Raw genomic sequence first — 23,102 nt, 5'->3', positions numbered from 1 at the left:
CAAACCATCAATCAACGACCTTCAAGCAACTCAGCCGCCTGATCCAGCAAGGCCAGCGGATCCTTGGCCTTGTGAATATCCACCGACAACAACTGACGGAATTTCCGCGCTCCCGGGAACCCCGTGCCCAGGCCCAGCACATGCCGCGTGATGTGATGCATCGCACCACCGGCCAACAAATGCTCAGCTATATAAGGCCGCAATTGCGCCAGCGCCTCAGCCCGACTGATCACCGGCGCCGAACTGCCAAACAACTGCTGATCCACCTCCGCCAGCAAATACGGATTGTGATAAGCCTCACGCCCGAGCATCACGCCATCGAAGGTCTGCAAATGCTCATGGCAGGCTTCCATGGTCTTGATCCCGCCGTTCAGCACAATCTCCAGCTCCGGAAAGTCCGCCTTCAACTGCGCCGCGACGTCATAGCGCAACGGCGGAATGTCACGATTCTCCTTCGGCGACAACCCCTCCAGAATCGCAATCCGCGCATGCACGGTAAAACTCGTGCAGCCGGCATCCCGCACAGTACCGACGAAATCACACAGCTCAGCGTAACTGTCCCGACCGTTGATCCCGATGCGATGCTTCACCGTTATCGGAATCGACACCGCATCACGCATCGCCTTCACACAATCGGCCACCAACTGCGGATGCCCCATCAGGCAGGCGCCGATCATGTTGTTCTGCACACGATCGCTTGGGCAGCCGACGTTCAGGTTTACCTCGTCGTAACCGTGTTCCTGAGCCATGCGCGCGCAGGCGGCGAGATCGAGCGGAACACTACCACCGAGCTGCAACGCCAGCGGGTGCTCGGCTTCGTTGTGACGCAGGAAACGTTCGTGATCGCCGTTGAGGAGTGCGCCGGTGGTGACCATTTCGGTGTAGAGCAGGGCGTTCTTCGACAGGAGGCGTAGGAAGAAACGGCAATGGCGGTCCGTCCAATCCATCATCGGGGCGACAGAGAAGCGGCGGGAGAGTGTGACGGGTTGTAGGGACATGTGAGGAATCTGGATCAAGAAGGCGAAGGCGCAAGAGTTTATCAGGTCTGCGAACAGGCAAAGGCTTGCGAGCCGCTGTTTGTGGTTTGAACTGGGCTCCGACGCGCTCGGCCTGATGGGAGGAGGTGTATTTCTGCCTGTTTTCTGTCCTTCAGTATCCGTTTAAACGATTGCGCAGGCGCTTGTTTAAATCTGACTGGTGAAAGTTATCCGAAGCCTACCTTGTCTTGCGCCTCCCCCTACACCTAAGACAGAATCCGCCGGCTTGTGCGTCTAGCCTGCGGGTTTTATCGTCTCCGGGTCACTGAAAACAGTGATCGGGTTTGGTAGCCCGTTCCGTCAGAAGCACAAGACTACTGTCTTGCGATGACGTTTCTCGTCTTCGTTTTATGGTGGTCATGCGCGGGGCGTCTTCGGATGCGCCGGGGTTCCTGACGACCGGTCTACCAACCTGCGTATGGCCTCCACCCTTCGTTTGGTAGCGAGAGTGATGGCTCCTTTTCGTTCATCCGTCAGGAGTTGTACAGCCTGCAATTGCGCACGACCGGTTATTTTTCGCTAAATAACCCCCACTGCATTGCCCGTAGCGCCCTATTGGCTGAATAGGCCGGGCGCTTGATTGTTAGCTATTTACGTGAAGAGAATTTATGTCTACTCCTGATAAGCCGAAGTTGCCGCTGCAAGCATTTGTGATGTCGTGCCTAGTGGCCGGCTGGGGTCTGGTGTATGCCGGTCAGGTGAAGTGGGCGGTGCGTGTTGCCGCTTTGCTTTATCTGGGGGTGATTTTACTCGGTGTCTGCGGGGTGCCTGCCACGCCAGTGGGCCTGTATGTCTTCGCTACGTTTATTGTCCTGGTGAAACTCGGCTCAGCCACGGCGGCTGCGATATCGGTGCGTAGAAACGACCGTCCGGTGAACAGCCCCAGCACCCGTTTCCATGTGCTTTACGTGGTGGCGCTGGTCATCTTTACGCTGGTTCTTTTCGGTCCATTGCGAGGCCCGACGCTAGGGTTCAAGACTTACTTGATCCCCTCCGGCTCGATGGTTCCGACCCTTTCGATCGGTGACTATATCGTCACCAACATGCGCATCGACGCGCCGCAGGTGGGAGACATTGTGGTGTATCGCTATAACGGCACGGAGGCGGTTAAACGTGTGGCGGCAGTGGGTGGCGATACCTTGTCGATTGTTGACGGAAAGGTCATTCGCAACGGCGAAAACATGGGGTTGTTCTTTGCACCGCCAGATCGCGTGAAGGATCCTCGTTATCTGCAAACGCCGCAGACGGTGGTCGAGAAAGATTATGTTTATCTGCTTGGCGATAACCGCGACAGCAGTAACGACAGCCGCTTTATGGGTCAGGTCGCAGTCCAGGACATTACCGGTAAAGTCACCGGAATCTGGTATTCATCCGATCGATCGAGGATTGGCACAGCCTTTCAGTGAAACAAAAGCCGTCACCTTAAGGTGACGGCTTTCACTCGCAGATCTAGCCAAACTGACTAGCCGACTCAACCGCAGATTTCGGCCTCCTCAACCGCGTCACCTGGTAAGCATCGCCAACTACATAACCATCCCTGCATGGCCATCAAGGCAATCTGCGTGTACCCATGCCCACCACACACCGGACGCCTTCGAGGCAGTGATTGCGTGACCATGCATCTGAATCCGCATTTTCAACCCCGTTTCACGCCAATGGCGATGTGCCATAAATCATGATGGCAATGCGTCATCACGCCGCGCAAAAAGTTCAACGATTATACAAAAATATAAAGTTGTACAAGTTTTCGCAAAATTAATAGCATCCCTCCAGACACCTTTGCTGAAACGATAAATCCAGCGTGCAAATGCTCTGTTTGCGACGTGAAGGGTTTGTCTGCCGGTGCTCGCGTCAGGTCTCTTTTCGACGCTTCAACAGCATCGGCATTTGCATTTCCGGGACAGCTGGAGCGTCCCGTATTACGCCCTGGATGACGACCCCCCGAATGTCTGGACGGTGACTGTGGTTACCGGAGATCAATTTTTTTGTGCCTGGCGTTTCGCGTCAGGACGTTTGAGGCTGAATATGGCAGTAGCATCGAATTTCCTCGGTGACATCAAAGTTTCCCGCAAGCTGGGAACCGGCTTCGGCATTCTTCTGCTGGCCGTTTTGGCGGTTGCCTTCATCGGCTATAACAGCAACAGCGTGCTGGTTGATCGCTTGAGTACGACGCGTCTGATCGGCACGTTGAATGACGCTACGCAAAATATGCGTCTGTCCGAGAAACAGTACGAAGCCGCCGCTGACGCAGCGTTCGCCGAATCCTATAACGCGCAGTTGAATGTCTTGCAGGGCCTTGTGGGCAAGGCGCTGGACACGTTAACCCGCGCTGAAAACCAGCAAGCCTTGAAGGCTTTGCAAACCACGATTGTTGCCTACGACCAGAAGGTCAAACGGCTGATCGCTGCCGATCAATCGACCACCGATGCGCTGAAACCGCTGACGGCGCTGTCGGACAAGTACGCGCAAACTTTTGCCGGCATGCTTGAAGGCACCACGACCAGTGCCTTGGCGTCTGCCGATGGTGAACGCGTTCGGGAGCTGCGCACGGTGGCCGATTTGCGCAATGGCATGACCACGTTTCGCCTGATGTTGCGTCGTTACATCGCGGTGCCCAACGACGTGAACAAAAAACTGCTGATGGAAACCATCGATAGCTTCTTGAGTGATATCAGCAAGGCGCGCACCAGCCTGCCGACGGCGCTTTCGAGCCAACTGGAAGAAGCCCACTCCGGCATGCGGCGTTATCGCGAAGTATTGATGGAAGTGGCCGGGCTGTTTGAGCAGAAGCAGAACATGCGCGAGCAGGTCGACCAGGAAAGCAAGGCGATGGACAAGATCATGAGTGGCCTGATGGACACCCAGCAGCGCCTTGCGCATGAGGATCAGCATTCGGCTTTTATTCAGATGGCGGTATTGACTGCGTTGGCGCTGGTGATCGGGCTGTTGGCTTCATTGGTTATCTCGCGCCAGATTACTGCGCCGCTGGCGCTGACGGTTGATCTGGCACGACGGATTGCCAAAGGCGACCTGACGGTACAGGCCAGGTCTGCGCGCAAAGATGAGTTGGGCGATCTGCAAAATGCGATGCAGGAGATGGCGCAGAACCTGAACACGCTGGTGCAAGGTATCGGCAATGGCGTTACGCAGATTTCCACCTCTGCGGAAAAGCTCTCGGCCATGAGCGAGCAGACCAGCGCGGGTGTGCGTCAGCAAAAGAGCGAGGTCGATCAGGTCGCCACAGCGATGCACGAAATGGCTTCGACGGTGCAGGAAGTTGCGCGTAACACCACCGATGCCTCCGCTGCCGCGACCCTCGCCGATCAGCAGGCGCGCCATGGCAGCACGGTGGTCAAGCAGGCGACGGTGCAGATCAGCGAACTTGCCATGGCCATTGAGGAGTTGGGCGGTGCGATGAACGTGCTGACTCAGGACAGCGAGCAGATCGGCAAAGTCATCGATGTGATCAAAGCCGTCGCCGAGCAGACCAATCTGCTCGCGTTGAACGCCGCTATCGAAGCCGCACGGGCGGGTGAGCAGGGACGTGGTTTTGCTGTGGTGGCAGACGAAGTGCGCTCGTTGGCACAGCGCACGCAGGACTCGACCAAGGAAATCGAAGCGTTGATCGTCACCCTGCAACAAGGCACGCAAGCGGCCGCGACGCTGATGACCTCAAGCCGCGAGCGCACCCTCGATACGGTGGTACTGGCGCAGAAGGCCGAATTGGCGATTACCGAGATCAATCAGTCCATCGGTACGATCCAGGAGATGAGTCTGCAGATCTCGGCCGCCGCCGAGCAGCAAAGTGCCGTGGCCGACGAAATCAACCGCAGCATTGTCAGTGTGCGTGATGTGGCTGACCAGTCGGCTGTCGCCAGCGAAGAAAGTGCGGCGGCGACGATCGAATTGGCGTCCCTGGGGCAGGACCTGCAGCGAATGACCGCGCATTTCCGCACCTGACCATTTAACGTCGAGCACGCGGCGCCTTTGAATATTCAGGCGCCGCAGGGCTGCAGTTGTTGCCTGGTTTGCAGATGACGCAATCCTGCAACTGATCATTTATCACCATGGAAGGTTACAACCCGTTATCAGGGGTGTCATGACCGACTTTCCAAAATCAATAGTGTCTCCCGGTGGCTGCCAGGGCTGTAAGAACAAAGGTGTGCCAGAGATGGATTTCGCCTTCGCTTTCCAGCCCATTGTGGATCTGCGCGATCAAACGACGTTTGCCCATGAAGCGTTGGTTCGCGGCGTAAACGGTGAAGGCGCCTTGTCTGTCCTGGAGCAGGTGGACGATCAGAACCGTTATCGATTCGATCAACTGTGTCGTGTGCGGGCGATTTCCACGGCGGCTGACTTGGGCATGACGCAGTACCTGTCGATCAACTTTCTGCCGAATGCCGTTTACCGGCCGGAGATGTGTATTCGCAGCACGCTGGAAGCGGCGCGCACATACGGCTTTCCGCTGGAGCGGCTGATCTTTGAGGCCGTGGAAGGCGAGCACGTTGAAAGCAACAAGCATTTGATGAATATCTTGCGTGAGTATCGTGAGTTTGGTTTCAAGACGGCGATCGACGACTTTGGCGCAGGCTATTCCGGCCTTAACTTGTTGGCGGATTTTCAGCCAGACCTGATCAAGCTGGATATGGCGCTGATCCGCAATATTCACCGTGACCGCGTACGCCAGACCATCGTGCGCAACGTGGTGAACATGTGTAGAGAGTTGGGCGTGGAAGTGATCGCCGAGGGCATAGAAGATGCCGAGGAAAGAGACTTTCTCGCCGATTGCGGCATTTACCTGATGCAGGGCTACTGGTTCGCCAGGCCGGCCTTTAAATCATTGGCGCAGATCTCGACGAGTGCGTGGCAGGGGAGATCATCCAATCCGCGATCTTGTGCAAAACATTGATCACCACCAACACTGGCTGCCGTGGGTGCCCTGCGCCTTAATGTCGGTTGTTCTGCGGTCACGGGTTGCGTCGGGTTTCCAGCAGCGTAAATAGCCCCATGCCTGCGAGCATCGCCAATACGAAAACGATTGCTTGCCAGTGGCCTGTCAACAGGATGGTCACTGCCGGGCCAGGGCAGATGCCGGCTATCCCCCAACCGACCCCGAACAGCAGGCTGCCACCAACCAGACGTCGGTCCAGCTCTTTTCGGGCGGGTAGTTGCATGGGGTTGCCCAGTACCGATTTGCGTTGCCGGCGTGCCCAGGTCAGCGGGCCGATAGCGATGGCAATGGCGCCCACCATGACCAATGCCAGCGAGGGATCCCAGGCCCCGGCCACGTCGAGGAACGCCAGGACTTTCGTCGGATTGGCCATGCCCGCCAGAAGTAATCCGACGCCGAACAGCAGGCCGGCCAGGAATGCATTGAGTTTGAGCACGTTCAAACTCCCGTCAGATGGCGCAGGACAAATACGGTGAAGAACCCGCTGAGCATAAAGCAGGCAGTGGCGAGCATCGAACGTGGCGAAAGGCGCGATATGCCGCAAACGCCATGGCCGCTGGTGCAACCTGAGCCGTAGCGTGTGCCAAGCCCTACGAATAACCCTGCGAGAATCAGCCCTGACCAGTCGCTCTGGAACTCGATCGGCGGTAACGCCTTGAACAATCCCCACAGCAGTGGCGCCACCAGCAGGCCAAGGATGAACAGCGCCTTCTCGCTGGCGCCTTCACGATTGCGTTGCAGCAGGCTGCCGATCAGGCCGCTGATGCCGGCAATACGTCCATTGCCGACCACGAACAGACTCGCGGCCAGGCCGATCAGCGCGCCGCCGGCAAGGGAAGACCAAGGCGTGAAATTGAGCCAGTCGACATTCATGGGACGCCTCAAGCGCAGTAGCGGTGGATGTGCGGTATGCATCGCGGCGGAAGCGAACGTGTCGCTGTGATTTCAGTGTAGGCCTTGTCTGCTTTTTGGAATTACGGCTGCCACTTTTCTCCACCGCGTGCCGACCGCGTGCATTGAGCGAACCGTTCCCTCAATGCGCGCGTCGGCCGGGTTCCTTGGCTTACTGCGGCACCGCAATCCACTCACTCAACGTCTGCTGATACTTGCCAGTGACCTTGCTCAAATGTAGCCACTGATCGACATACAGTTTCCAACTGATGTCATCGCGCGGCAGCAAGTACGCCTTCTCACCGTACTGCATGTACTGATGCGGATTCACTGCGCACAACCCCGGTTTGAGTTTCTGCTGATACAGCGCTTCCGAGGCGTCGGTGATCATCACGTCGGCTTTGTTGTCGAGCAGTTGCTGGAAGATCGTCACGTTGTCGTGCAGAGCCAGTTGCGCTCTGGGCAGGAAGGCGTGAACGAAAGCTTCGTTGGTGCCGCCGGCAGGTTCCACCAGGCGCACGTTGGGCTGGTTGATCTGGTCGATGGTCTGGTATTTGGACTGGTCGGCGCAGCGCACCAGCGGGATTTTGCCGTCAGTGTCGAGGGTGTTGCTGAAGTAGGCTTTTTTCTGCCGTTCCAATGTGACCGAGATGCCGCCCATGCCGATGTCGCATTTGCCGGCCTGCATGTCGGGCATCAGGGTTTTCCAGCTGGTCTGCACCCATTGCACCTTGACGCCGAGGCTGTCGGCCAGGGAGCGGGCCATGCTGATGTCGATGCCTTCGAAGTCGCCGTCGCTGCGCTTGAAGGTGTAGGGCTTGTAGTCGCCGGTGGTGCAGACACGCAACTGGCCTTGTTGCTGGATGCTGTCGAGGTGGGACGAGGCCGGGTCGGCGTGAGCGCCAGTCGCCAGGGTCAGCAGGCCGCCGAGGATCATCGTGCTTTTTAGTGTTGTCATTGAGATCGGGCTTCTGAAAGGGAAGGTGGCCCAGTGTAGTGAAAGCCTTCCACGGGTGTCATCCCGGGTCCGGACTCAATGTGCCGAGCCACGCCACCAGCGCCACGATCAACAGGGCAAGGGCCAACTCCATTACGACACTGCGCCGCAGCGCTTTCGCGGCGATGAGGTGCTGGCCGTCGCGCAGCGATCGTTGCAGTGACGGTCCAAGATGAAAGCGGTTCAACGCAGCCAGCACCAGCATCACGGCGAACGCCAGCACCTTGATCGCCAGCAGCAGCCCGTAAGTGCCGAACAGCACTCCGTCGAACCTTGGGCCGACGATGAAAAGATAATTCATCACGCCGGTGACCGACACCGTCAGCACGATCAGCGCGCCCACCCATTCGAAGCGTTTCACTGCATCGGCGAGCAGGCGAAGGCGTGTGTCACCGATCCGCCCGCTCACCATCAACACCAGCGCCAGCAAGGCACCCAACCACGCTCCCGCCGCAAGCAAATGCAAGATGTCGCTGAGAAAGTGCCAGAACCGCAGCCATCCTTCGTCCATCGCGCCATGCCCGCTCCACGCCAGCGAAGCGAGGGCAATGGCGCCTGCCAGCGACGCTGGCCACAGACCCGGCCGGATCACCACGATGGCCAGCGCTGTCATCCGCAGCGCCCACGCCAGGCCGACGTCCGTTTCCAATACCATCATCTGCAGGTGCGGCCACAACGCCGCGAGCTGTGTTTCGCCACTCATGGCGCGGGTCATCAGCACCAGCCCGGCCACTGACAGCAATGCCCCTGTGACTGCCATGCCACGCAATAACCGACGGAACTGCAGCAGCGCGTTGAAGCTGTACAAGCCAAACAACGCCAGCCCGAACAACAGCAGCAAATCCACATACAAGGCGAACCGCAGGATGATGTTGAGCAGGTCCGCCATTGCTCACTTCACTTTGAACGTGACGTTACCGGTGATCGGGTGCGTGTCGGCGGACACCGCGCGCCACTGCACCTGATAGGTGCCGGCAGGCAGCGGGGCGAGCGGGGTGATCAGCATGGTTTTCGGATCGCTGCTGGCGCTGACTTTGGCTTTCATCGGCATCGGCGAGTGAGCCATGCCACCCATTTCGGTCATTACCAGTTTGGCCCCGGAAAATTGCGTGACCAGGTTCTCGGAAAAGTGCAGCTCGATCCTGCCCGGCGCGGCGCCTTCCGCGCCTTCGGCTGGCGTCGACGAGAGCAGTTTCGGATGGGCCTGGGCGAGGGCGCTCAGGAGCAATCCGCTGGCGAATATCAGGGGCAGGGTCAATGTGCGCATGCAAGGTCTCCGGTTTGTTTTTGTAGAAGAATTCAGAACCACAGCCTGACGCCTAGGACGAGGCGCGCCTCACTGCGATCCTCGTCTTCTTCGCGGGCGTAGTCGGCGGTGTTGCCGTAAGTGCGATTCCACGTCACGCCGATATAAGGCGCGAATTCGCGGCGGATTTCATAGCGCAACCGCAGGCCCGCCTCGGTATTGGACAACCCTGAGCCGATGCCTCGCTGCGGATCGTTCTTACCGTAGATATTCAGTTCAGCGGTCGGCTGCAGGATCAGTCGATTGGTCAGCAGGATGTCGTAGTCGCCCTCCAGACGTACCGCGCTCTGGCCGCCCTCGCCAAGGAAAGCCGTGGCTTCGGCCTCGAAGTTGTACAGCGCCATGCCTTGCACGCCGAACGCGGCCCAGGTTTGCGGTGCGCCGGGTATGAAGTCCTGACGCACGCCGCTGACCACGTCCCACCACGGCGAAATGGCATGGCCCCATAGCGCTTGAATTTCCGCGTCTTCGGTCTTGCCGTTATTGCGCTCGCCTTCAGAGCGCAGCCACAGCCGATCGGTATCCCCGCCGATCCAGCCGGACAGGTCCCAGGCCAAAGCGCTGCCGTCATCGGCGTTCTGCCATTCGAGTTTGTCGGCAAGAAAGTAACTGTTTATAACGCTGTCATGCACCTGATGACCGCCGGGGCTGGTGAACACCGCAGCGCGGTCGGCGTCGGTCACGGGCGGAATCGGCGTGCGGCTTTCGCTCGGCGCGGCGGGCTGCATCATGCCGTCGTCCATGCTTTGCATTGCCGAATGATCCATCCCGGGCATCTGGCTGTGGTCCATGCCGTGCATGGCGTCGGCGGCCATGGCGGAGGTGCCGGCTAGCAGCAGCGGAAACACGCTGAGTCGAGTCATGATCGGCCTCTTCATTCTTCCACCCGCACTTCGCGGAACATGCCCGTTTCCATGTGATAAAGCAGATGACAGTGATAGGCCCAGCGGCCGAGGGCGTCGGCGGTGACGCGATAGCTGCGGCGGCTGCCGGGCGGCATGTCGATGGTGTGTTTGCGCACCTGAAAGTTGCCGTTTTCGTCTTCCAGATCGCTCCACATCCCGTGAAGGTGGATCGGGTGGGTCATCATGGTGTCGTTGACCAGCACCAGGCGGATGCGCTCGCCGTATTTCAGCCGTAAAGGCTCGGCATCGGAGAATTTGATGCCGTTGAACGACCAGGCGAATTTCTCCATGTGGCCGGTCAGGTGCAGCTCTATCGTGCGGCCCGGATCGCGGCCGTCCGGGTCCTCGAAGGTGCTGCGCAGGTCGGCGTAGGTCAGCACTCGGCGGCCGTTGTTGCGCAGGCCAAGGCCCGGATCGTCAAGCTTTGGCGCGGTGATCATGGCCTGCATGTCCACCAGCGGATTGTTGTTTTCACTGTCGGGATGGGCTTGCATCGGGCCCATGCTGGAGTGATCCATGGCGCTCATGTCCATGCTGCCGTGATCCATGCCGCCCATGCCCATGTCGTCCATGCTCACCAACGGACGCGGATCCAGCGCCGGCACTGCTGCCGACATGCCGGCGCGTGTGGCGAGAGTGCCACGGGCGTAGCCAGTGCGATCCATCGCTTGAGCGAAGAGGGTATAGGCCTCGCTTTCAGGTTCGACGATCACGTCATAGGTCTCGGCCACTGCGATACGCAGTTCATCGACGCTGACCGGTTTGACGTACAGGCCATCGGCAGCCACCACCGTCATCTTCAGTCCCGGAATGCGCACATCGAAATAGGTCATGGCCGAGCCGTTGATCAGGCGCAGGCGCAGTTTTTCGCCGGGACGGAACAGCCAGGTGAAGTTGTCATCGGGGGCCTGGCCGTTGATCAAAAAGGTATACGTGGCGCCACTGACGTCGGCAATGTCGGTGGGATTCATGTTCATTTGCGCCCACATCTTGCGATCGGCGACCGTGGCGCCCCAGCCTTTTTCACTGACATCGTCGATAAAATCGCCGACGGTGCGTTTGTGGAAGTTGTAGTAGTCGGACTGTTTTTTCAGGGTCTTAATCAGGCTGGCCGGGTCTTCGTCGGTCCAGTCGCTGAGCATCACCACGTAGTCGCGATCGTACTGGAACGGCTCCGGCTCTTTGGCCTCAATGACCAGCGGCCCGTAGACGCCGGCCTGCTCCTGTAAGCCGGAATGGCTGTGATACCAGTAGGTGCCGTGCTGCCGGACCTTGAATTGGTAGACATACACGCCGCCCGGTTCAATGCCGTGGAAGCTCAGGCCCGGTACGCCGTCCATGTTCGCCGGCAGGAGAATGCCGTGCCAGTGAATCGAGGTGTCAGCCGTGAGCCGGTTTCGCACCCGCAGCGTCACGGTATCGCCTTCGCGCCAGCGCAACAGCGGGCCGGGCAGGCTGCCGTTGATGGTCATCGCTGTGCGTGCGGAACCCGTGAAATTGACCGGAGTTTCGCCGATGAACAACTCGAATTCGTTGCCGCTCAGTTCGTTGAGGGGGGCGGCGCCGTTCAGCGCCCAGACCGGTGTACGCCACAGCCCGAGGCCTGCGAGCACGCTGCCAGCGGCCAGGCCTTTGACAAAGGTACGTCTTGTTGGAGTGGAAGGCATGCGCTGGAAATCCCCGTCTGACTCATGACAGAGAGACTAGCCAGCCCCAGCTTTCAGTTGGCTGAGGCAAACATTACAGTTTTGTCAGTTGACTCGGACGGGTTACAGCCCCAGCCCTTGCTGCACCACTTGCAGCAGATTGTTTTCCGTCAGCGCAATCGCATCCAGCTCCTGGCCGGTCTCGATAGTCTGCAACCACCAGTGACTCTCGCCATGCTCGTCGACCGTGCGCAGCAGCGACTGATCGCGCCCCGGCACCTTGATCTCGACACGTCCGCAACCATCCTCGGTAAACCGCGCAATCGGATCGAACATCAAACTGTGATGGTTGGCTTCGATCACCAACTGGTCTATGGCGTAGTCGTGGCTTTCACCATCCGGCGAACTTTCGCAAACGTGCGTAGGATTTCGCCGAATCTTCAGTCCTACTTCGGTGACTGGTTGCAGCCAGCCCTCAATGCGGTGGTACAAGTCGTACACCTGAGCAGGCCAGCAATCGATTTCCAGCGCCGCATCAGCCTGGGTGTGCCGTGTCTGCTTGAGTCTGGCGGCGAGTTCGTCTGCTTTACTCATGTCGGTTCCCTTGTTGGATGTCTGCCTGTTCAGCGTAGACCTTTGCACGGCGCAGGGCCTTGCCTTGCGTCATGCGCTTGCAATACAAGCGTGTCGAAATCAGCACTGGCCAGGTCTGGCCAACAACGAAAACCACGGACGCAGGCGTCCCAAGGAACGGGTTAATGAAAAAGCTGTTTACAATTCTGGCGCTGATCGCGCTGACGGCCGGTAGCATCGGCACGAGTTCGGCGCGTCAGCCGGCATCGATGAAAGCGCAGGCCGAATCGGTGGCGGGGGTGTTCGACTACTACCTGCTGGCGCTGTCCTGGTCGCCGACCTTTTGTCTGACGCACAAGGACGATGCGCAGTGCACCGGCAAGGGTTACGGTTTTGTCCTGCACGGTTTGTGGCCGCAATACGCCAAGGGCGGCTGGCCGCAATCCTGCCCGCCGCTGACCAGGCTATCGGCGGCAGAAACCAGCAAGGGCCTGACGATGTACCCGACGAAAAAACTCCTCGATCACGAATGGTCCAAGCACGGCACTTGCAGTGGTCTGGGCGCGGTGGGCTATCTGGACAAGTCAGATCAGGCCCTCGGCGCGGTGAAGATTCCGCAGGCGTTACAGCCGTTCGGCTCGACGTCGTACTACTTCGAAGCGCAAGAGATTGTCGATCTGTTTCGCAAGGCCAATCCGGGTATTCCCGAGGATGGAATTGCGGTGATTTGCAGCGGCCCGCAGCTGTCGGAAGTGCGGGTGTGCATGGACAAGGATTTGCAGTTCGGCGCGTGTGGCAAAGGGGTGAAGACGCAGTGTCGGGCGGGGGATATTCGGGTGCCGCCGGTACGGTGAGCCATCCGTAATGAGCCAGGAAAAACAGGCGCTCCCGTGAGCGCCTGTTTTTTTGGTCTGAGGATTTTGAAATGTGAATATGAATACGAACCACGCTACTACTCAAACACCATGAACATCCCCACCGCCGACCTGCTCCGCGAAATCAACAAACCCGAATAAGGATCCCCGGGGGATTCAGGCAAATCCCCCCGCATCCACCCCCAATTCCCCACGCAAAAACTCCACCAGCCCCCGCTGCAACCCACTCAATACCCCCTCGCGGCTGACCAGCGCCAGTTCCGTCGGCGCCAACTCCGGCAGATCCCTACACACCTCATGCTCTGGCAATAGCGCCGAAACCGGCAAAACCGAAATCCCTAACCCAGACGCTACCGCCGCTTGAATCCCGGTCAGGCTGTGGCTGCCGAACGCCACTCGCCATGGTCGCTGCGCCACATCGAGCAGGCGAATCGCCCGTTGTCGGTACAGGCAGCCCTGCGGAAACAGTGCCAGCGGCAGCACACAGCTGGAGGTGTCGAATTCGGTGCCTTTGACCCATACCAGTCGTTCCGGCCAGGTAGCCCATGCCGGGCCGCTGTCGGGTTCGCGTTTGATCAGGGCAATGTCGATGTCGCCGGCGTCGAGGCGTTGGCGCAGGTCGAGGCTCATGCCGCTGATGGTTTCCAGGCGCGCCTGCGGATGGTTGCGGGTGAAGCCGGCGAGGATCAGGGCCATGCGCCGGGCGTCGAAGTCTTCCGGCATGCCGATGCGCAGCACTTCCAGGTCGACGTCACTGGCCAGCGCTTGCGTGGCTTCGGCGGACAGCGCCAGCAACCGGCGCGCATAGTGGATCAGCAGTTCGCCGTGCTCAGTGAGAGCGACGTTCACTCCGGTGCGGTCGCGCAGGAGTAGCGGGTGGCCGACCAGATCCTCGAGTTTGCGCACCTGCTGGCTGACCGTCGATTGCGTGCGGTGCACACGCTCGGCAGCACGGGTGAAGCTGCCTTCATCGACCACGCAGACAAAGGTTTTCAGCAATTCCAGATCCAGCATGGCGGTATTCCTGATAGTTGTTTTGCAAATGAGGGTTGAGTGTTTATTTAATTTCACACTATCACCGCGCGCTCATAAGCTGAAGTCCTCACTGTGGAGGAATCGACCGATGACCTTGAACAACACGCCGCGCCCGCACTGGCTGACCTTCGATTGCTACGGCACGCTGATTCAGTGGGATGAAGGCCTGAAAGCCGTGGTCGAAAAAATGCTCAGCGACAAGGGCGAGCACGCCGTCGACGCCACTAAGTTGATCGAAGTCTACGACCGTCACGAGCACCGTCTCGAACAAACGCCGCCGCACCGTTCCTTTCGCGAACTGAGCACACTCGGCCTGCAACTGGCGCTGGCAGAACTGGGCTTGCCGAGCCAGTCCGAGGACAGTCAGCGTCTGGCGGCGGCCATCCCGAACATGCCGCCATTTGCCGAAGTGGTCGACACCCTCGCGCAGCTCAAAGCCATGGGCTTCAAGCTGTGCATTGTCTCCAACACTGACGACGACATCATCGCCGGTAACGTCGCGCAGCTCGGCGGCCATATCGACCGGGTGATCACCGCGCAGCAGGCCGGTGCCTACAAGCCGGCGCCGCGCCTGTTCGACTACGCTCATGAGCAATTGGGCGTGACCCGGGATGAAGTGGTGCACATCTGCGCCAGCCCCATGCTCGATCACACGGCGGCGCGGGACATGGGTTTTCGATGCGTGTGGATCGATCGCGGCACCGGGCGCCAGTTGTTGCCCGACTATCGCCCCGACGCGATCCTGTCCAGCCTCGATCAAGTGCTGCCGCTGTTCAAATCCCTCGGCTGGACCTAAGGAGAATTGCCATGGCTCATATCTTGAGCGGCACTGGCAAAGCCAGACCAACCGCGACGCTGAACCTGGAAACCGAAGCGATCATCACCGCCCGCAACGAACTCGCTGCGTGCTTTCAACTGGCCGCATTGCATGGTCTGGAGGAGGGCATCTGCAATCATTTTTCGGCGATGCTGCCGGGGCATGATGATCTGTTTCTGGTCAATCCATACGGCTGTGCTTTTTCGGAAGTGACCGCGCAGAATCTGCTGGTCTGCGACTTCGCTGGCAACGTGGTCGATGGCGAAGGCGAGCCCGAAGCGACCGCGTTCTACATCCACGCGCGCCTGCACAAGCAACTGCCACGAGTAAAAGTCGCGTTCCACACGCACATGCCGCACGCCACCGCGTTGTGCCTATTGCAAGGCCCGCCGCTGCTGTGGCTGGGGCAGACTGCGCTGAAGTTTTACGGGCGCACAGCGGTGGACGAGGATTACAACGGCCTCGCGCTGGACGCATCCGAAGGCGACCGCATCGCCAGCGTCATGGGCGACGCCGCCATTCTCTTTCTGAAAAACCACGGGGTGATTGTCGCCGCGCCGAGCATTGCTGAAGCCTGGGACGATCTCTATTACCTGGAACGCGCCGCGCAGGTGCAACTGCTGGCGATGGCCACTCAGCGCGAATTGAAACCGGTGCCCCATGCGATTGCGCAGCGCGCCTATGAGCAAATGCGTGAAGGCGATGCGCAAAGTGCTCGCGCGCACCTGACCAGCGCGATGCGGCGGCTGGCCCTGCACAACTGATTAACCGTAAAGAAGCAATCGTAAATAAATCGACGAAAAGCGATCATCCAAACTCGCGAGGCGCCGATAACTGGGCGGGAGGCGGGCGTTTGCCCGGTACATCCCGGTGGGCTACGCTCACATATACAAGGGTTTCGGGCTCGCGCCCCTGTCGTACCTGCCCAGGACATGCTTTTGCCAATCCCCAATCACGATCCGCATCAGGCCCCCGGCACGCTCAAGCGCCTGCCGCTACGCAAAGCGGCGGTGCTGTTTATCGTTGCGGTGAGCCTGTGCCTGTGTGGTCTGCTGTACCTGCAACTGGAGCAGTCGCGGCGTCAGGATCTGGCGGTGGCGAAAATGGCTTCGGGCAACCTGACCAGGGCCATGGCGCAGCAGGCCGAGGACACTGTGCGGGCGGCGGATCTGGTGATGACCAGCCTGGTCGACTGGATTCAGGACGATGGTTACGGGGCGGTGCAGCGCCCTCGGTTGCAGCGGATCTTTGCCCGCCGCGCGCAGCAACTGGATCAGTTGCATGGCATCTTTCTCTTCGATCGCGAAGGGCAGTGGGTCATTACTTCGTTCGCCGATCTGCCTCGTGGCAATGGCGTGGCCGATCGCGAATATTTCAAGTTCCATCAGCAGAATGCTTCGACGGTTGCGCACATCGGCCCGGCGATTCGCAGCCGCGAAAACGGCGAGTGGATCATTCCGATTTCCAGACGCGTCAACGACCAGCTCGGCAACTTTCAGGGCGTGCTGATGGCCGGCATCCGCATGTCCTACTTCGATCAGTTCTTCAAAAGCTTCAGCCTCGATGACAGCGGCATCATGTTTCTGGCGCTGACCGACGGCACCTTGCTGGCGCGACGGCCCTTTGATGAGTCGTTGATCAATACCTCGGTGGCACACGGCGAGATCTATCAAACCCTGCTGCCGAACGCTAACGCTGGCACCGCGATGCTCAACTCCGTGGTCGACGGCGTGACCCGCTTGTATGGCTATCGACAGCTCGCCTCGTATCCGCTGGTGGTCTCTGCGGCGACGTCGCAAGACACGATTCTGCAGGGCTGGTATGACCGCGCCTTTCAGTCCAGCGTGATTGTCGCGCTGGTGATTCTCGGGGTTGGCCTGTTCGGCTGGGTGTTCATTCATCAAGTGCGCGATGGCGAACGTATCGAGAAAAACCTGCGCAAGGCGCAACTGGCGCTGGAGCAGATCGCCACTCACGACAGCCTGACCGGGTTGGCCAATCGACGCTTGTTCGAGCGCTCGCTGGACATCGAATTTGCCCGGGGCGCCCGCCAGGTCAGCCCGGTCAGCCTGATCATGCTCGATATCGATTTCTTCAAGCGCTACAACGACGCTTACGGCCATGTCGCCGGCGATCAATGCCTGGCGCAGGTGGCGCAAGTGGTGAAGGCCTGCTGCCAGCGCAAGTCGGATCTGGCGGTGCGTTACGGTGGTGAAGAGTTCGCTGTGCTGTTGCCGGATACGGACATCAACGGTGCGCTGGCGATAGCCGGGCAGATTCGCCGCAGCGTGATCGACAAGCACATCATCCACAGTGGCTCGCCGACCGGTTATCTCACGGTGAGCCTGGGCTGTTATGCGTTTATTCCGCACGGCAACGACAGCCCGCAGGTGTTTATCCAGCGCGCGGATGCGGCGTTGTATGAGGCGAAAAATGCCGGGCGCAATCGCGCGGCGGTGTTTACAGCTGAAGAGGGTTTTGCCGAGCTGATGCGTTCGGATCGCTGATTCTTTCAATCAACAGACATCAGAAGTGGGAGCGAGCCTGCTCGCGAATCGGTGTGTCAGCTTGCATCAAGGTTGGCTGACATACCGCTTTCGCGAGCAGGCTCGCTCCCACATTGGGTCCTGATGTAAGCAGGACTATCTGGGATGGCTCTTGTTCGTTCAGCTGCCCGTGCCACCGCCCGCACCACCCGTGCCGCCGCCGGCCGAACCGGTCCCGCCACCCGCGCCGGAACCCGAACCGCTGGCGCCGCCATTGGTGCCCGTTCCAGTGCCCATGCCCGAACCAGTTCCTGTCCCTGTCCCGGTTCCTGTGCCAGTTCCGTTATTGGTTCCACCCGAATTGCTGTCAACGGAAGGCGAGCCCGGCGTGCTGTCTGGCGGCATGGTTGAACTGCTGGCGCCGCCGGACTTGGTGCCCGTCGCATCGGTGCTGTCGTTGGCAGCGAAGCTGGCGGCGGATGCCGTGGCGAGCAGGCCGGCCAACAATAACGAAGTGAATTTGCGCGTCATCATGGTACGTCTCCTGATAAAGGGGATTACCTGATATTGGTCAGGCGCACTGAAACCTTGGTGCCCGTCGAGTGACGAGCGGTCAGTCGCCGCGCCAAGTGGCCTACCGTTCTTCTGCAATATTGGCTATTTGCCGAACCACCCCCGGGGACTAACGTAGCCACACATTCAATCGCTACCCCGGAGCCCACCATGCAACCTCGTGCCGATTTCTACACCGCTTCCCCCGATGCCATGAAAGCGATGATGGCGCTGGAAAATGCCGTCTCGAAACTGTCGCTGGAAAAGAGCCTGCTCGAACTGGTCAAGCTGCGCTCTTCACAGATCAACGGCTGCGCATTCTGCATCGACATGCACACCGCCGACGCGATCAAGGACGGCGAAACCCCACGCCGCCTGTTCGCCGTGACAGCATGGCGGGAAGCGCCGTTCTTCAGCGAGCGTGAACGCGCCGCACTGCTGTGGACCGAGTCGCTGACACAACTGAGCCTGACCCACGCACCGGACGAAGACTATGAAGTCGTCGCTGCGCAGTTTTCGCCGAAGGAACTGGTTGACCTGACGGTGGCGATCAACACCATCAACGGCTGGAATCGCCTGGCAGTGGGCTTCCGCAAACTGCCGCAGGCCTGAGACATTCACGCTTTTACCTTGTGGGAGCGAGCCTGCTCGCGAAGGCGACGTGTCAGTCACCATCATCGTTGCTGACATACCGCATTCGCGAGAAGGCTCGCTCCCACAGGGTCCTATTCAATGCCCATCGGAGCTCGGCGTCGTCGGTGCTTGTACCTTGCGCATCAAGAACACCATCACAGCGTGCATTGCTTTGTATTAATACGAAGCATTACTATTCACGCCCCTTTCTCACCACGCCGCCCATCCCCCATGCGCTCCCGCAGATCCGGCTTTTTCGAGCATTACGAAGAGTTGATCGGCACCTGGACTCGTCGCCTGCGCAATCGCGCGCAGGCCGAGGATCTGGCGCACGACACCTTTGTGCGGGTGCTCGAGGCGGATTCGGCGGCGGTGCAGCAGCCGCGTGCGTATTTGCATCAGACCGCGCGCAATATCGCCGTTGATGGTTATCGGCGTGAGGACCGGCGGGGCGTCATGGAGTCGGAGGCGGTCGATGACAGTGCATCGTCGGCGGGCGATCCGGAGCATTACATGCACGCGATCCAGTTGGCCGATTCCATCGAACGCGCGCTCACCGAGCTGCCGCTCAACTGCCGCAAGATCTTTGTATGGCAGAAGATCGAAGGCCTGACGCAGGCAGAAATCGCCGAACGCTTGGGGCTGTCCAAGAACATGGTCGAAAAGTATATGATCCGCACCCTGCGCCATCTGCGTGAGCGGCTGGATGGCTTGCAGTCATGATGACGTGTGACGTCGAAAAGATCGCAGCCTTCGGCAGCTCCTACAGGGGGGCCTGCCTGCTCTCAACCTCAGCCGGACAGAATATTCCATGATGGAGACGAGAGATTGCGCCTGTGGGCAAGCGGCGGTGCGTGACGAGGCGGCGGCATGGTTCGTGCGATTGCAGGAGCCGAATGTCAGCGTCGAGCAACAGCAGCGCTTCGAGGCCTGGCTGAACGAGCATTCGCAGCACCGTGCAGAATTCCGCCTGCTCCAGGACTTGTGGGCGGCTGCTGATCTGCTGCCGACGTCGCGTCTGCAGGCCCTTGCCGAAACTCCGCCACCTCGCCGCCAACGCCGGCCGTTGTTGCGTTATGCCGTGGCCGCGAGTGTCCTCGCCGTTGCGCTGGGGCTTGGCCTGTTCAGCGGGCTGAATCATCCGGGCGCTTACCGCGCTGAATTCGCCACGGCGCCGGGCGAGCGCAAGCATGTAGCGTTGCCGGATGGTTCGGTGATCGATCTGAACAGTCGCAGCCGCTTGCAGGTGCGTTATGAGCAGGATCGACGGGTTATCGAATTGAGCGCGGGCGAGGCGATGTTCAGCGTTGAACACGACGCCTCGCGTCCGTTTATTGTCGAAGCCGGCAGCGGCAGGGTCACGGTCACCGGTACGCGTTTCGATGTGCGCCGCGATGCCACGCAAACCCGCGTGGCGGTGGAGCAGGGCACGGTGAAGGTGCAGGGAAGTGCTGCCCCGGACAACGAGTTCATCAACCTCACCGCAGGCCTCGGCACTGCGGTCGATGCCCAAGGCCAAGTGCTGCCGGCTTACGCGGTCAACCCGGCGGAACTGACCGCATGGCGCAACGGCAAACTGGTATTCAACAACGCCAGCCTCAGTGAAGTAGCGGCAGAAGTATCGCGCTATCGCGACAAACCGCTGACCGTAACCCAGCCGAACGTAGCCAGCCTGCGCCTGACCAGCGTGTTCAAATCCGACGACACCGACGCCTTGCTCAAAGCCTTGCCGAGCATCCTGCCGGTGACGGTGCGCACCCTTGCCGATGGCAGTCAGGAAATAATTTCCAGATAGCATTCAGGTTTTTTCCCCGTTCATCGTCTTCCTGTTCAACTGCAACTGGTTTGCATTAACAGCCGCACACTCTTGCGATCCACAGGACTCCGTACGACGTGAACATCACCACAACCCACAATAAAAAATCCCCTTGGTTGCCACTGGCTCTCGCGCTGGCAGTCAGCGCCGCGATGCCGTTGGCGTTTGCCGCTGAAGCCATTCATATCCGCGCGCAACCGCTAGGCCAAGCCTTGAGCGAACTGGGCCAGCAAACCTCGCTGCAGGTGTTTTTCAGCCCTGAGCTGGTGGCGGGCAAACAAGCTCCGGCGGTGGACGGCGACCTCGCGCCAGAGCAGGCGCTGCGGCAGTTGCTGCAAGGCAGCGGCCTCGATTATCAGATCAATGAAGGCTCGGTGACGCTCGCCCCGGCCGCCACTTCCGCAGCCAGCAACGGCCCGCTGGAACTGGGTGTGACCGACATCAAAGTGGTCGGCGACTGGCTCGGTGACGCCGACGCTGCGGTGGTGCAGAACCACCCCGGCGCACGTACGGTGATTCGCCGCGAAGCGATGGTCGAGCAGGGCGCGATGAACGTCAGCGACGTGCTCAAGCGCGTGCCCGGTGTGCAGGTGCAGGACTCCAATGGCACCGGCGGCAGTGATATTTCCCTCAACGTCGGCGTACGCGGTCTGACTTCGCGGCTGTCGCCACGCTCGACTGTTTTGATCGATGGCGTACCAGCGGCGTTCGCGCCTTACGGCCAGCCGCAACTGTCGATGGCGCCGATTTCCGCGGGCAACCTAGACAGCATCGACGTCGTGCGTGGCGCCGGTTCCGTGCGCTACGGGCCGCAGAACGTCGGCGGCGTGATCAACTTCGTGACCCGCGCGATCCCGGAGAAAACCACCGGCGAAATCGGCACAACACTGGAGACCACTCAGTACGGCGGCTGGAAACACATCGACACCGCATTTCTTGGCGGCACCGCCGACAACGGCATGGGCGTCGCGCTGCTGTACTCCGGCGTCAACGGCCACGGCTATCGCGAGCGCAACAACGGTAACGACATCGACGACGTGCTGCTCAAGACGCATTGGGCGCCGACCGATCAGGACGACTTCAGCCTCAACTTCCACTACTACGACGCCAGTGCCGACATGCCCGGCGGCCTGACCCAGCGTCAGTACGACGACAAACCGTACGAATCGGTGCGTGATTACGACCAGTTCACAGGCCGGCGCAAAGACGTGTCGTTCAAGTGGATCCGCCAGATCGACGAGCGCACTCAGGCAGAAATTCTCACCTATTACACCGACAGCTTTCGCGGCAGCACCATCGCCGCGCGCGATCAGCGCACCCTCAGCTCGTACCCGCGTTCCTACTACACCCTCGGCATCGAGCCGCGCGTGTCGCGGGTGTTCGATGTCGGCCCGACCACCCAGGAAGTCAGCGTCGGTTATCGCTATCTGAAAGAGGCGATGCACGAAGAGTCGAGTCGTCTGGCGCTGGTCAACAATCAGCCGGTGGTCACGCCGACCTCTGACGGCCATGTATTCCAGGATCGCACCGGTGGCACCGAGGCCAATTCGGTGTATGTCGACAACAAGATCGACGTCGGCAACTGGACCATCACCCCAGGCATTCGCTTCGAACACATCAGCACCGATTGGCATGATCGCGCCGTGCTCGACACCGCTGGCCGCCCGGTCCCGGAGAAAAACCGCAGCATCGAAAGCAACGAACCGCTGCCAGCGCTGAGCGTGATGTATCACCTGTCCGATGCCTGGAAGCTGTTCGCCAACTACGAAACTTCGTTTGGCAGCCTGCAGTATTTCCAGCTCGGCCAAGGCGGTTCGGGTGACAGCACCGCCAACGGGCTGGAGCCGGAAAAGGCCAAGACCTACGAGATCGGCACGCGCTACAACGATGATGTGTGGGGCGGCGAGGTGACGCTGTTCTACATCGATTTCGATGACGAGCTGCAATACATCAGCAACGACGTCGGCTGGACCAACCTCGGCGCGACCAAGCACCAGGGCATTGAAGCCTCGGTGCATTACGACATGGCTGCACTCGACCCGCGCCTCGATGGCCTGACCGCCAACGCCGGGCTCACCTACACCCGAGCCACTTATGAAGGCGAGATCCCCGGCTTCAAGGGCCGCGATCTGCCGTTCTATTCGCGGCAGGTTGCGACAGTCGGTTTGCGTTACGACATCAACCGCTGGACCTGGAACATCGACGGCTTTGCCCAATCGAAACAGCGTTCGCCGGGCACCGGTGTGAATGCGGATGGCAGCTTCAATGGCAACTACATCACCGAAGGCACAGCAGACGGGCAGTACGGCGACATCCCGGGTTACGTGACCTGGAACGTGCGCGGCGGTTATGACTTTGGTCCGCAGGTGTCGAACCTGAAGCTCGGCGCCGGGGTGAAGAACGTCTTCGACAAGCAATACTTCACCCGCTCCAGCGACAACAACTCGGGGATGTATGTCGGCGCACCGCGCACGTTCTTCGTGCAGGCCAGCGTCGGCTTCTGATAGAGCGCGGTGCCTTCTTCGCGAGCAGGCTCGCTCCCACATGGACCACTGAAACCCTGTGGGAGCGAGCCTGCTCGC

General features: G+C 59.9%; 22 protein-coding genes and 1 pseudogene. 12 read left to right on the top strand and 11 right to left on the bottom strand.

The window, feature by feature from the left end:
- Window positions 1–11 precede the first annotated feature (11 nt).
- Window positions 12–998, bottom strand: a complete 987-nt coding sequence (dusA, locus tag AB9L16_RS16970) for a tRNA dihydrouridine(20/20a) synthase DusA (RefSeq protein WP_375122438.1) — start codon at window positions 996–998, stop codon at window positions 12–14.
- Window positions 999–1,645: 647 nt separating this feature from the next.
- Between dusA and lepB the strand changes: the two genes are divergently transcribed.
- From lepB to AB9L16_RS16950, 4 genes and pseudogenes are all read left to right on the top strand, one after another.
- Window positions 1,646–2,443 (top strand): signal peptidase I, encoded by a 798-nt coding sequence (gene lepB / locus AB9L16_RS16965; RefSeq protein ID WP_258706980.1) that lies wholly within the window; start codon window positions 1,646–1,648, stop codon window positions 2,441–2,443.
- Between the two features lie 619 nt (window positions 2,444–3,062).
- Window positions 3,063–4,139, top strand: a pseudogene (locus AB9L16_RS16960) (methyl-accepting chemotaxis protein); the annotation flags it as partial.
- Window positions 4,125–4,997, top strand: a complete 873-nt coding sequence (locus AB9L16_RS16955) for a methyl-accepting chemotaxis protein (RefSeq protein WP_370695147.1) — start codon at window positions 4,125–4,127, stop codon at window positions 4,995–4,997. The pseudogene AB9L16_RS16960 and the gene AB9L16_RS16955, both read left to right, overlap by 15 nt.
- Window positions 4,998–5,136: 139 nt before the next feature.
- On the top strand, window positions 5,137–5,946 hold the full coding sequence (locus AB9L16_RS16950) for an EAL domain-containing protein (protein ID WP_375122437.1): 810 nt from the start codon (window positions 5,137–5,139) through the stop codon (window positions 5,944–5,946).
- A gap of 58 nt (window positions 5,947–6,004) precedes the next feature.
- On the opposite strand, the gene AB9L16_RS16945 is transcribed toward AB9L16_RS16950, so the two are convergent.
- The 8 genes from AB9L16_RS16945 to AB9L16_RS16910 form a co-directional block, all read right to left on the bottom strand.
- Window positions 6,005–6,424, bottom strand: a complete 420-nt coding sequence (locus AB9L16_RS16945) for a DUF6691 family protein (RefSeq protein ID WP_076563632.1) — start codon at window positions 6,422–6,424, stop codon at window positions 6,005–6,007.
- Window positions 6,425–6,426: 2 nt separating this feature from the next.
- Window positions 6,427–6,861 carry a YeeE/YedE family protein gene (locus AB9L16_RS16940; protein WP_056791428.1) on the bottom strand — a complete coding sequence of 145 codons (435 nt, stop codon included), beginning with the start codon at window positions 6,859–6,861 and terminating at the stop codon, window positions 6,427–6,429.
- A gap of 190 nt (window positions 6,862–7,051) precedes the next feature.
- A complete protein-coding gene (locus AB9L16_RS16935) occupies window positions 7,052–7,837 on the bottom strand; it encodes a transporter substrate-binding domain-containing protein (RefSeq protein WP_375122436.1) in 786 nt (261 codons plus the stop codon).
- A gap of 58 nt (window positions 7,838–7,895) precedes the next feature.
- Window positions 7,896–8,765: a copper homeostasis membrane protein CopD gene (gene copD, locus AB9L16_RS16930; protein WP_375122435.1), complete on the bottom strand. Its 870-nt coding sequence runs from the start codon at window positions 8,763–8,765 to the stop codon at window positions 7,896–7,898.
- Window positions 8,766–8,768: 3 nt separating this feature from the next.
- Window positions 8,769–9,143 carry a copper homeostasis periplasmic binding protein CopC gene (gene copC / locus AB9L16_RS16925; protein ID WP_122612652.1) on the bottom strand — a complete coding sequence of 125 codons (375 nt, stop codon included), beginning with the start codon at window positions 9,141–9,143 and terminating at the stop codon, window positions 8,769–8,771.
- Between the two features lie 32 nt (window positions 9,144–9,175).
- Window positions 9,176–10,045 carry a copper resistance protein B gene (locus AB9L16_RS16920; RefSeq protein WP_056791559.1) on the bottom strand — a complete coding sequence of 290 codons (870 nt, stop codon included), beginning with the start codon at window positions 10,043–10,045 and terminating at the stop codon, window positions 9,176–9,178.
- Between the two features lie 11 nt (window positions 10,046–10,056).
- Window positions 10,057–11,754, bottom strand: a complete 1,698-nt coding sequence (locus AB9L16_RS16915; RefSeq protein WP_056791414.1) for a copper resistance system multicopper oxidase — start codon at window positions 11,752–11,754, stop codon at window positions 10,057–10,059.
- Between the two features lie 102 nt (window positions 11,755–11,856).
- Entirely contained in the window at window positions 11,857–12,327 is a 471-nt protein-coding gene (locus tag AB9L16_RS16910) for a hypothetical protein (protein ID WP_041477268.1), read from the bottom strand.
- 164 nt (window positions 12,328–12,491) lie between these two features.
- Here AB9L16_RS16910 and AB9L16_RS16905 point away from each other — a divergent pair, with 164 nt between their 5' ends.
- Window positions 12,492–13,160, top strand: a complete 669-nt coding sequence (locus AB9L16_RS16905; RefSeq protein WP_056791411.1) for a ribonuclease T2 — start codon at window positions 12,492–12,494, stop codon at window positions 13,158–13,160.
- A gap of 177 nt (window positions 13,161–13,337) precedes the next feature.
- Here AB9L16_RS16905 and AB9L16_RS16900 read toward each other — a convergent pair whose 3' ends face one another.
- A complete protein-coding gene (locus AB9L16_RS16900; protein ID WP_056791408.1) occupies window positions 13,338–14,195 on the bottom strand; it encodes a LysR family transcriptional regulator in 858 nt (285 codons plus the stop codon).
- A 109-nt stretch (window positions 14,196–14,304) separates the two neighbouring features.
- Between AB9L16_RS16900 and AB9L16_RS16895 the strand changes: the two genes are divergently transcribed.
- The 3 genes from AB9L16_RS16895 (at window position 14,305) to AB9L16_RS16885 (ending at window position 17,540) form a co-directional block, all read left to right on the top strand.
- Window positions 14,305–15,012 carry a haloacid dehalogenase type II gene (locus tag AB9L16_RS16895; RefSeq protein ID WP_056791404.1) on the top strand — a complete coding sequence of 236 codons (708 nt, stop codon included), beginning with the start codon at window positions 14,305–14,307 and terminating at the stop codon, window positions 15,010–15,012.
- 11 nt (window positions 15,013–15,023) lie between these two features.
- Window positions 15,024–15,797 carry an aldolase gene (locus tag AB9L16_RS16890; protein ID WP_375122434.1) on the top strand — a complete coding sequence of 258 codons (774 nt, stop codon included), beginning with the start codon at window positions 15,024–15,026 and terminating at the stop codon, window positions 15,795–15,797.
- Between the two features lie 174 nt (window positions 15,798–15,971).
- Window positions 15,972–17,540, top strand: coding sequence for a diguanylate cyclase (locus tag AB9L16_RS16885; RefSeq protein WP_375122433.1), 1,569 nt, complete (start codon window positions 15,972–15,974; stop codon window positions 17,538–17,540).
- Window positions 17,541–17,699: 159 nt separating this feature from the next.
- Here the strand turns inward: AB9L16_RS16885 and AB9L16_RS16880 are convergent, their stop codons facing one another.
- Window positions 17,700–18,053, bottom strand: coding sequence for a hypothetical protein (locus AB9L16_RS16880; protein ID WP_041477257.1), 354 nt, complete (start codon window positions 18,051–18,053; stop codon window positions 17,700–17,702).
- A 189-nt stretch (window positions 18,054–18,242) separates the two neighbouring features.
- Here AB9L16_RS16880 and AB9L16_RS16875 point away from each other — a divergent pair, with 189 nt between their 5' ends.
- From AB9L16_RS16875 to AB9L16_RS16860, 4 genes are all read left to right on the top strand, one after another.
- Window positions 18,243–18,683 carry a carboxymuconolactone decarboxylase family protein gene (locus tag AB9L16_RS16875; RefSeq protein ID WP_016775423.1) on the top strand — a complete coding sequence of 147 codons (441 nt, stop codon included), beginning with the start codon at window positions 18,243–18,245 and terminating at the stop codon, window positions 18,681–18,683.
- Window positions 18,684–18,935: 252 nt separating this feature from the next.
- Window positions 18,936–19,427 (top strand): sigma-70 family RNA polymerase sigma factor, encoded by a 492-nt coding sequence (locus tag AB9L16_RS16870; protein WP_065615952.1) that lies wholly within the window; start codon window positions 18,936–18,938, stop codon window positions 19,425–19,427.
- An 88-nt stretch (window positions 19,428–19,515) separates the two neighbouring features.
- Entirely contained in the window at window positions 19,516–20,499 is a 984-nt protein-coding gene (locus AB9L16_RS16865; protein WP_375122432.1) for a FecR domain-containing protein, read from the top strand.
- Between the two features lie 98 nt (window positions 20,500–20,597).
- Entirely contained in the window at window positions 20,598–23,024 is a 2,427-nt protein-coding gene (locus AB9L16_RS16860) for a TonB-dependent siderophore receptor (protein ID WP_375122431.1), read from the top strand.
- Window positions 23,025–23,102 lie beyond the last annotated feature (78 nt).

The sequence above is a fragment of the Pseudomonas sp. LW8 genome (assembly GCF_041956865.1).
GTDB classification, from domain to species: Bacteria; Pseudomonadota; Gammaproteobacteria; order Pseudomonadales; family Pseudomonadaceae; genus Aquipseudomonas; species Aquipseudomonas siliginis.
This window is presented reverse-complemented; position numbering and strand designations above follow the sequence as displayed.

Excerpts from the sequence above, each read along its gene's own strand:
- copD (WP_375122435.1), bottom strand. The coding sequence starts at position 8,765 with ATGGCGGACCTGCTCAACATCATCCTGCGGTTCGCCTTGTATGTGGAT.
- AB9L16_RS16955 (WP_370695147.1), top strand. The coding sequence starts at position 4,125 with ATGCAGGAGATGGCGCAGAACCTGAACACGCTGGTGCAAGGTATCGGC.
- AB9L16_RS16900 (WP_056791408.1), bottom strand. The coding sequence starts at position 14,195 with ATGCTGGATCTGGAATTGCTGAAAACCTTTGTCTGCGTGGTCGATGAA.
- AB9L16_RS16910 (WP_041477268.1), bottom strand. The coding sequence starts at position 12,327 with ATGAGTAAAGCAGACGAACTCGCCGCCAGACTCAAGCAGACACGGCAC.
- AB9L16_RS16940 (WP_056791428.1), bottom strand. The coding sequence starts at position 6,861 with ATGAATGTCGACTGGCTCAATTTCACGCCTTGGTCTTCCCTTGCCGGC.
- dusA (WP_375122438.1), bottom strand. The coding sequence starts at position 998 with ATGTCCCTACAACCCGTCACACTCTCCCGCCGCTTCTCTGTCGCCCCG.
- AB9L16_RS16950 (WP_375122437.1), top strand. The coding sequence starts at position 5,137 with ATGACCGACTTTCCAAAATCAATAGTGTCTCCCGGTGGCTGCCAGGGC.
- AB9L16_RS16905 (WP_056791411.1), top strand. The coding sequence starts at position 12,492 with ATGAAAAAGCTGTTTACAATTCTGGCGCTGATCGCGCTGACGGCCGGT.
- AB9L16_RS16935 (WP_375122436.1), bottom strand. The coding sequence starts at position 7,837 with ATGACAACACTAAAAAGCACGATGATCCTCGGCGGCCTGCTGACCCTG.
- AB9L16_RS16915 (WP_056791414.1), bottom strand. The coding sequence starts at position 11,754 with ATGCCTTCCACTCCAACAAGACGTACCTTTGTCAAAGGCCTGGCCGCT.
- AB9L16_RS16895 (WP_056791404.1), top strand. The coding sequence starts at position 14,305 with ATGACCTTGAACAACACGCCGCGCCCGCACTGGCTGACCTTCGATTGC.
- copC (WP_122612652.1), bottom strand. The coding sequence starts at position 9,143 with ATGCGCACATTGACCCTGCCCCTGATATTCGCCAGCGGATTGCTCCTG.
- AB9L16_RS16870 (WP_065615952.1), top strand. The coding sequence starts at position 18,936 with ATGCGCTCCCGCAGATCCGGCTTTTTCGAGCATTACGAAGAGTTGATC.
- AB9L16_RS16920 (WP_056791559.1), bottom strand. The coding sequence starts at position 10,045 with ATGACTCGACTCAGCGTGTTTCCGCTGCTGCTAGCCGGCACCTCCGCC.
- AB9L16_RS16865 (WP_375122432.1), top strand. The coding sequence starts at position 19,516 with ATGATGGAGACGAGAGATTGCGCCTGTGGGCAAGCGGCGGTGCGTGAC.
- AB9L16_RS16890 (WP_375122434.1), top strand. The coding sequence starts at position 15,024 with ATGGCTCATATCTTGAGCGGCACTGGCAAAGCCAGACCAACCGCGACG.
- AB9L16_RS16880 (WP_041477257.1), bottom strand. The coding sequence starts at position 18,053 with ATGATGACGCGCAAATTCACTTCGTTATTGTTGGCCGGCCTGCTCGCC.
- lepB (WP_258706980.1), top strand. The coding sequence starts at position 1,646 with ATGTCTACTCCTGATAAGCCGAAGTTGCCGCTGCAAGCATTTGTGATG.
- AB9L16_RS16875 (WP_016775423.1), top strand. The coding sequence starts at position 18,243 with ATGCAACCTCGTGCCGATTTCTACACCGCTTCCCCCGATGCCATGAAA.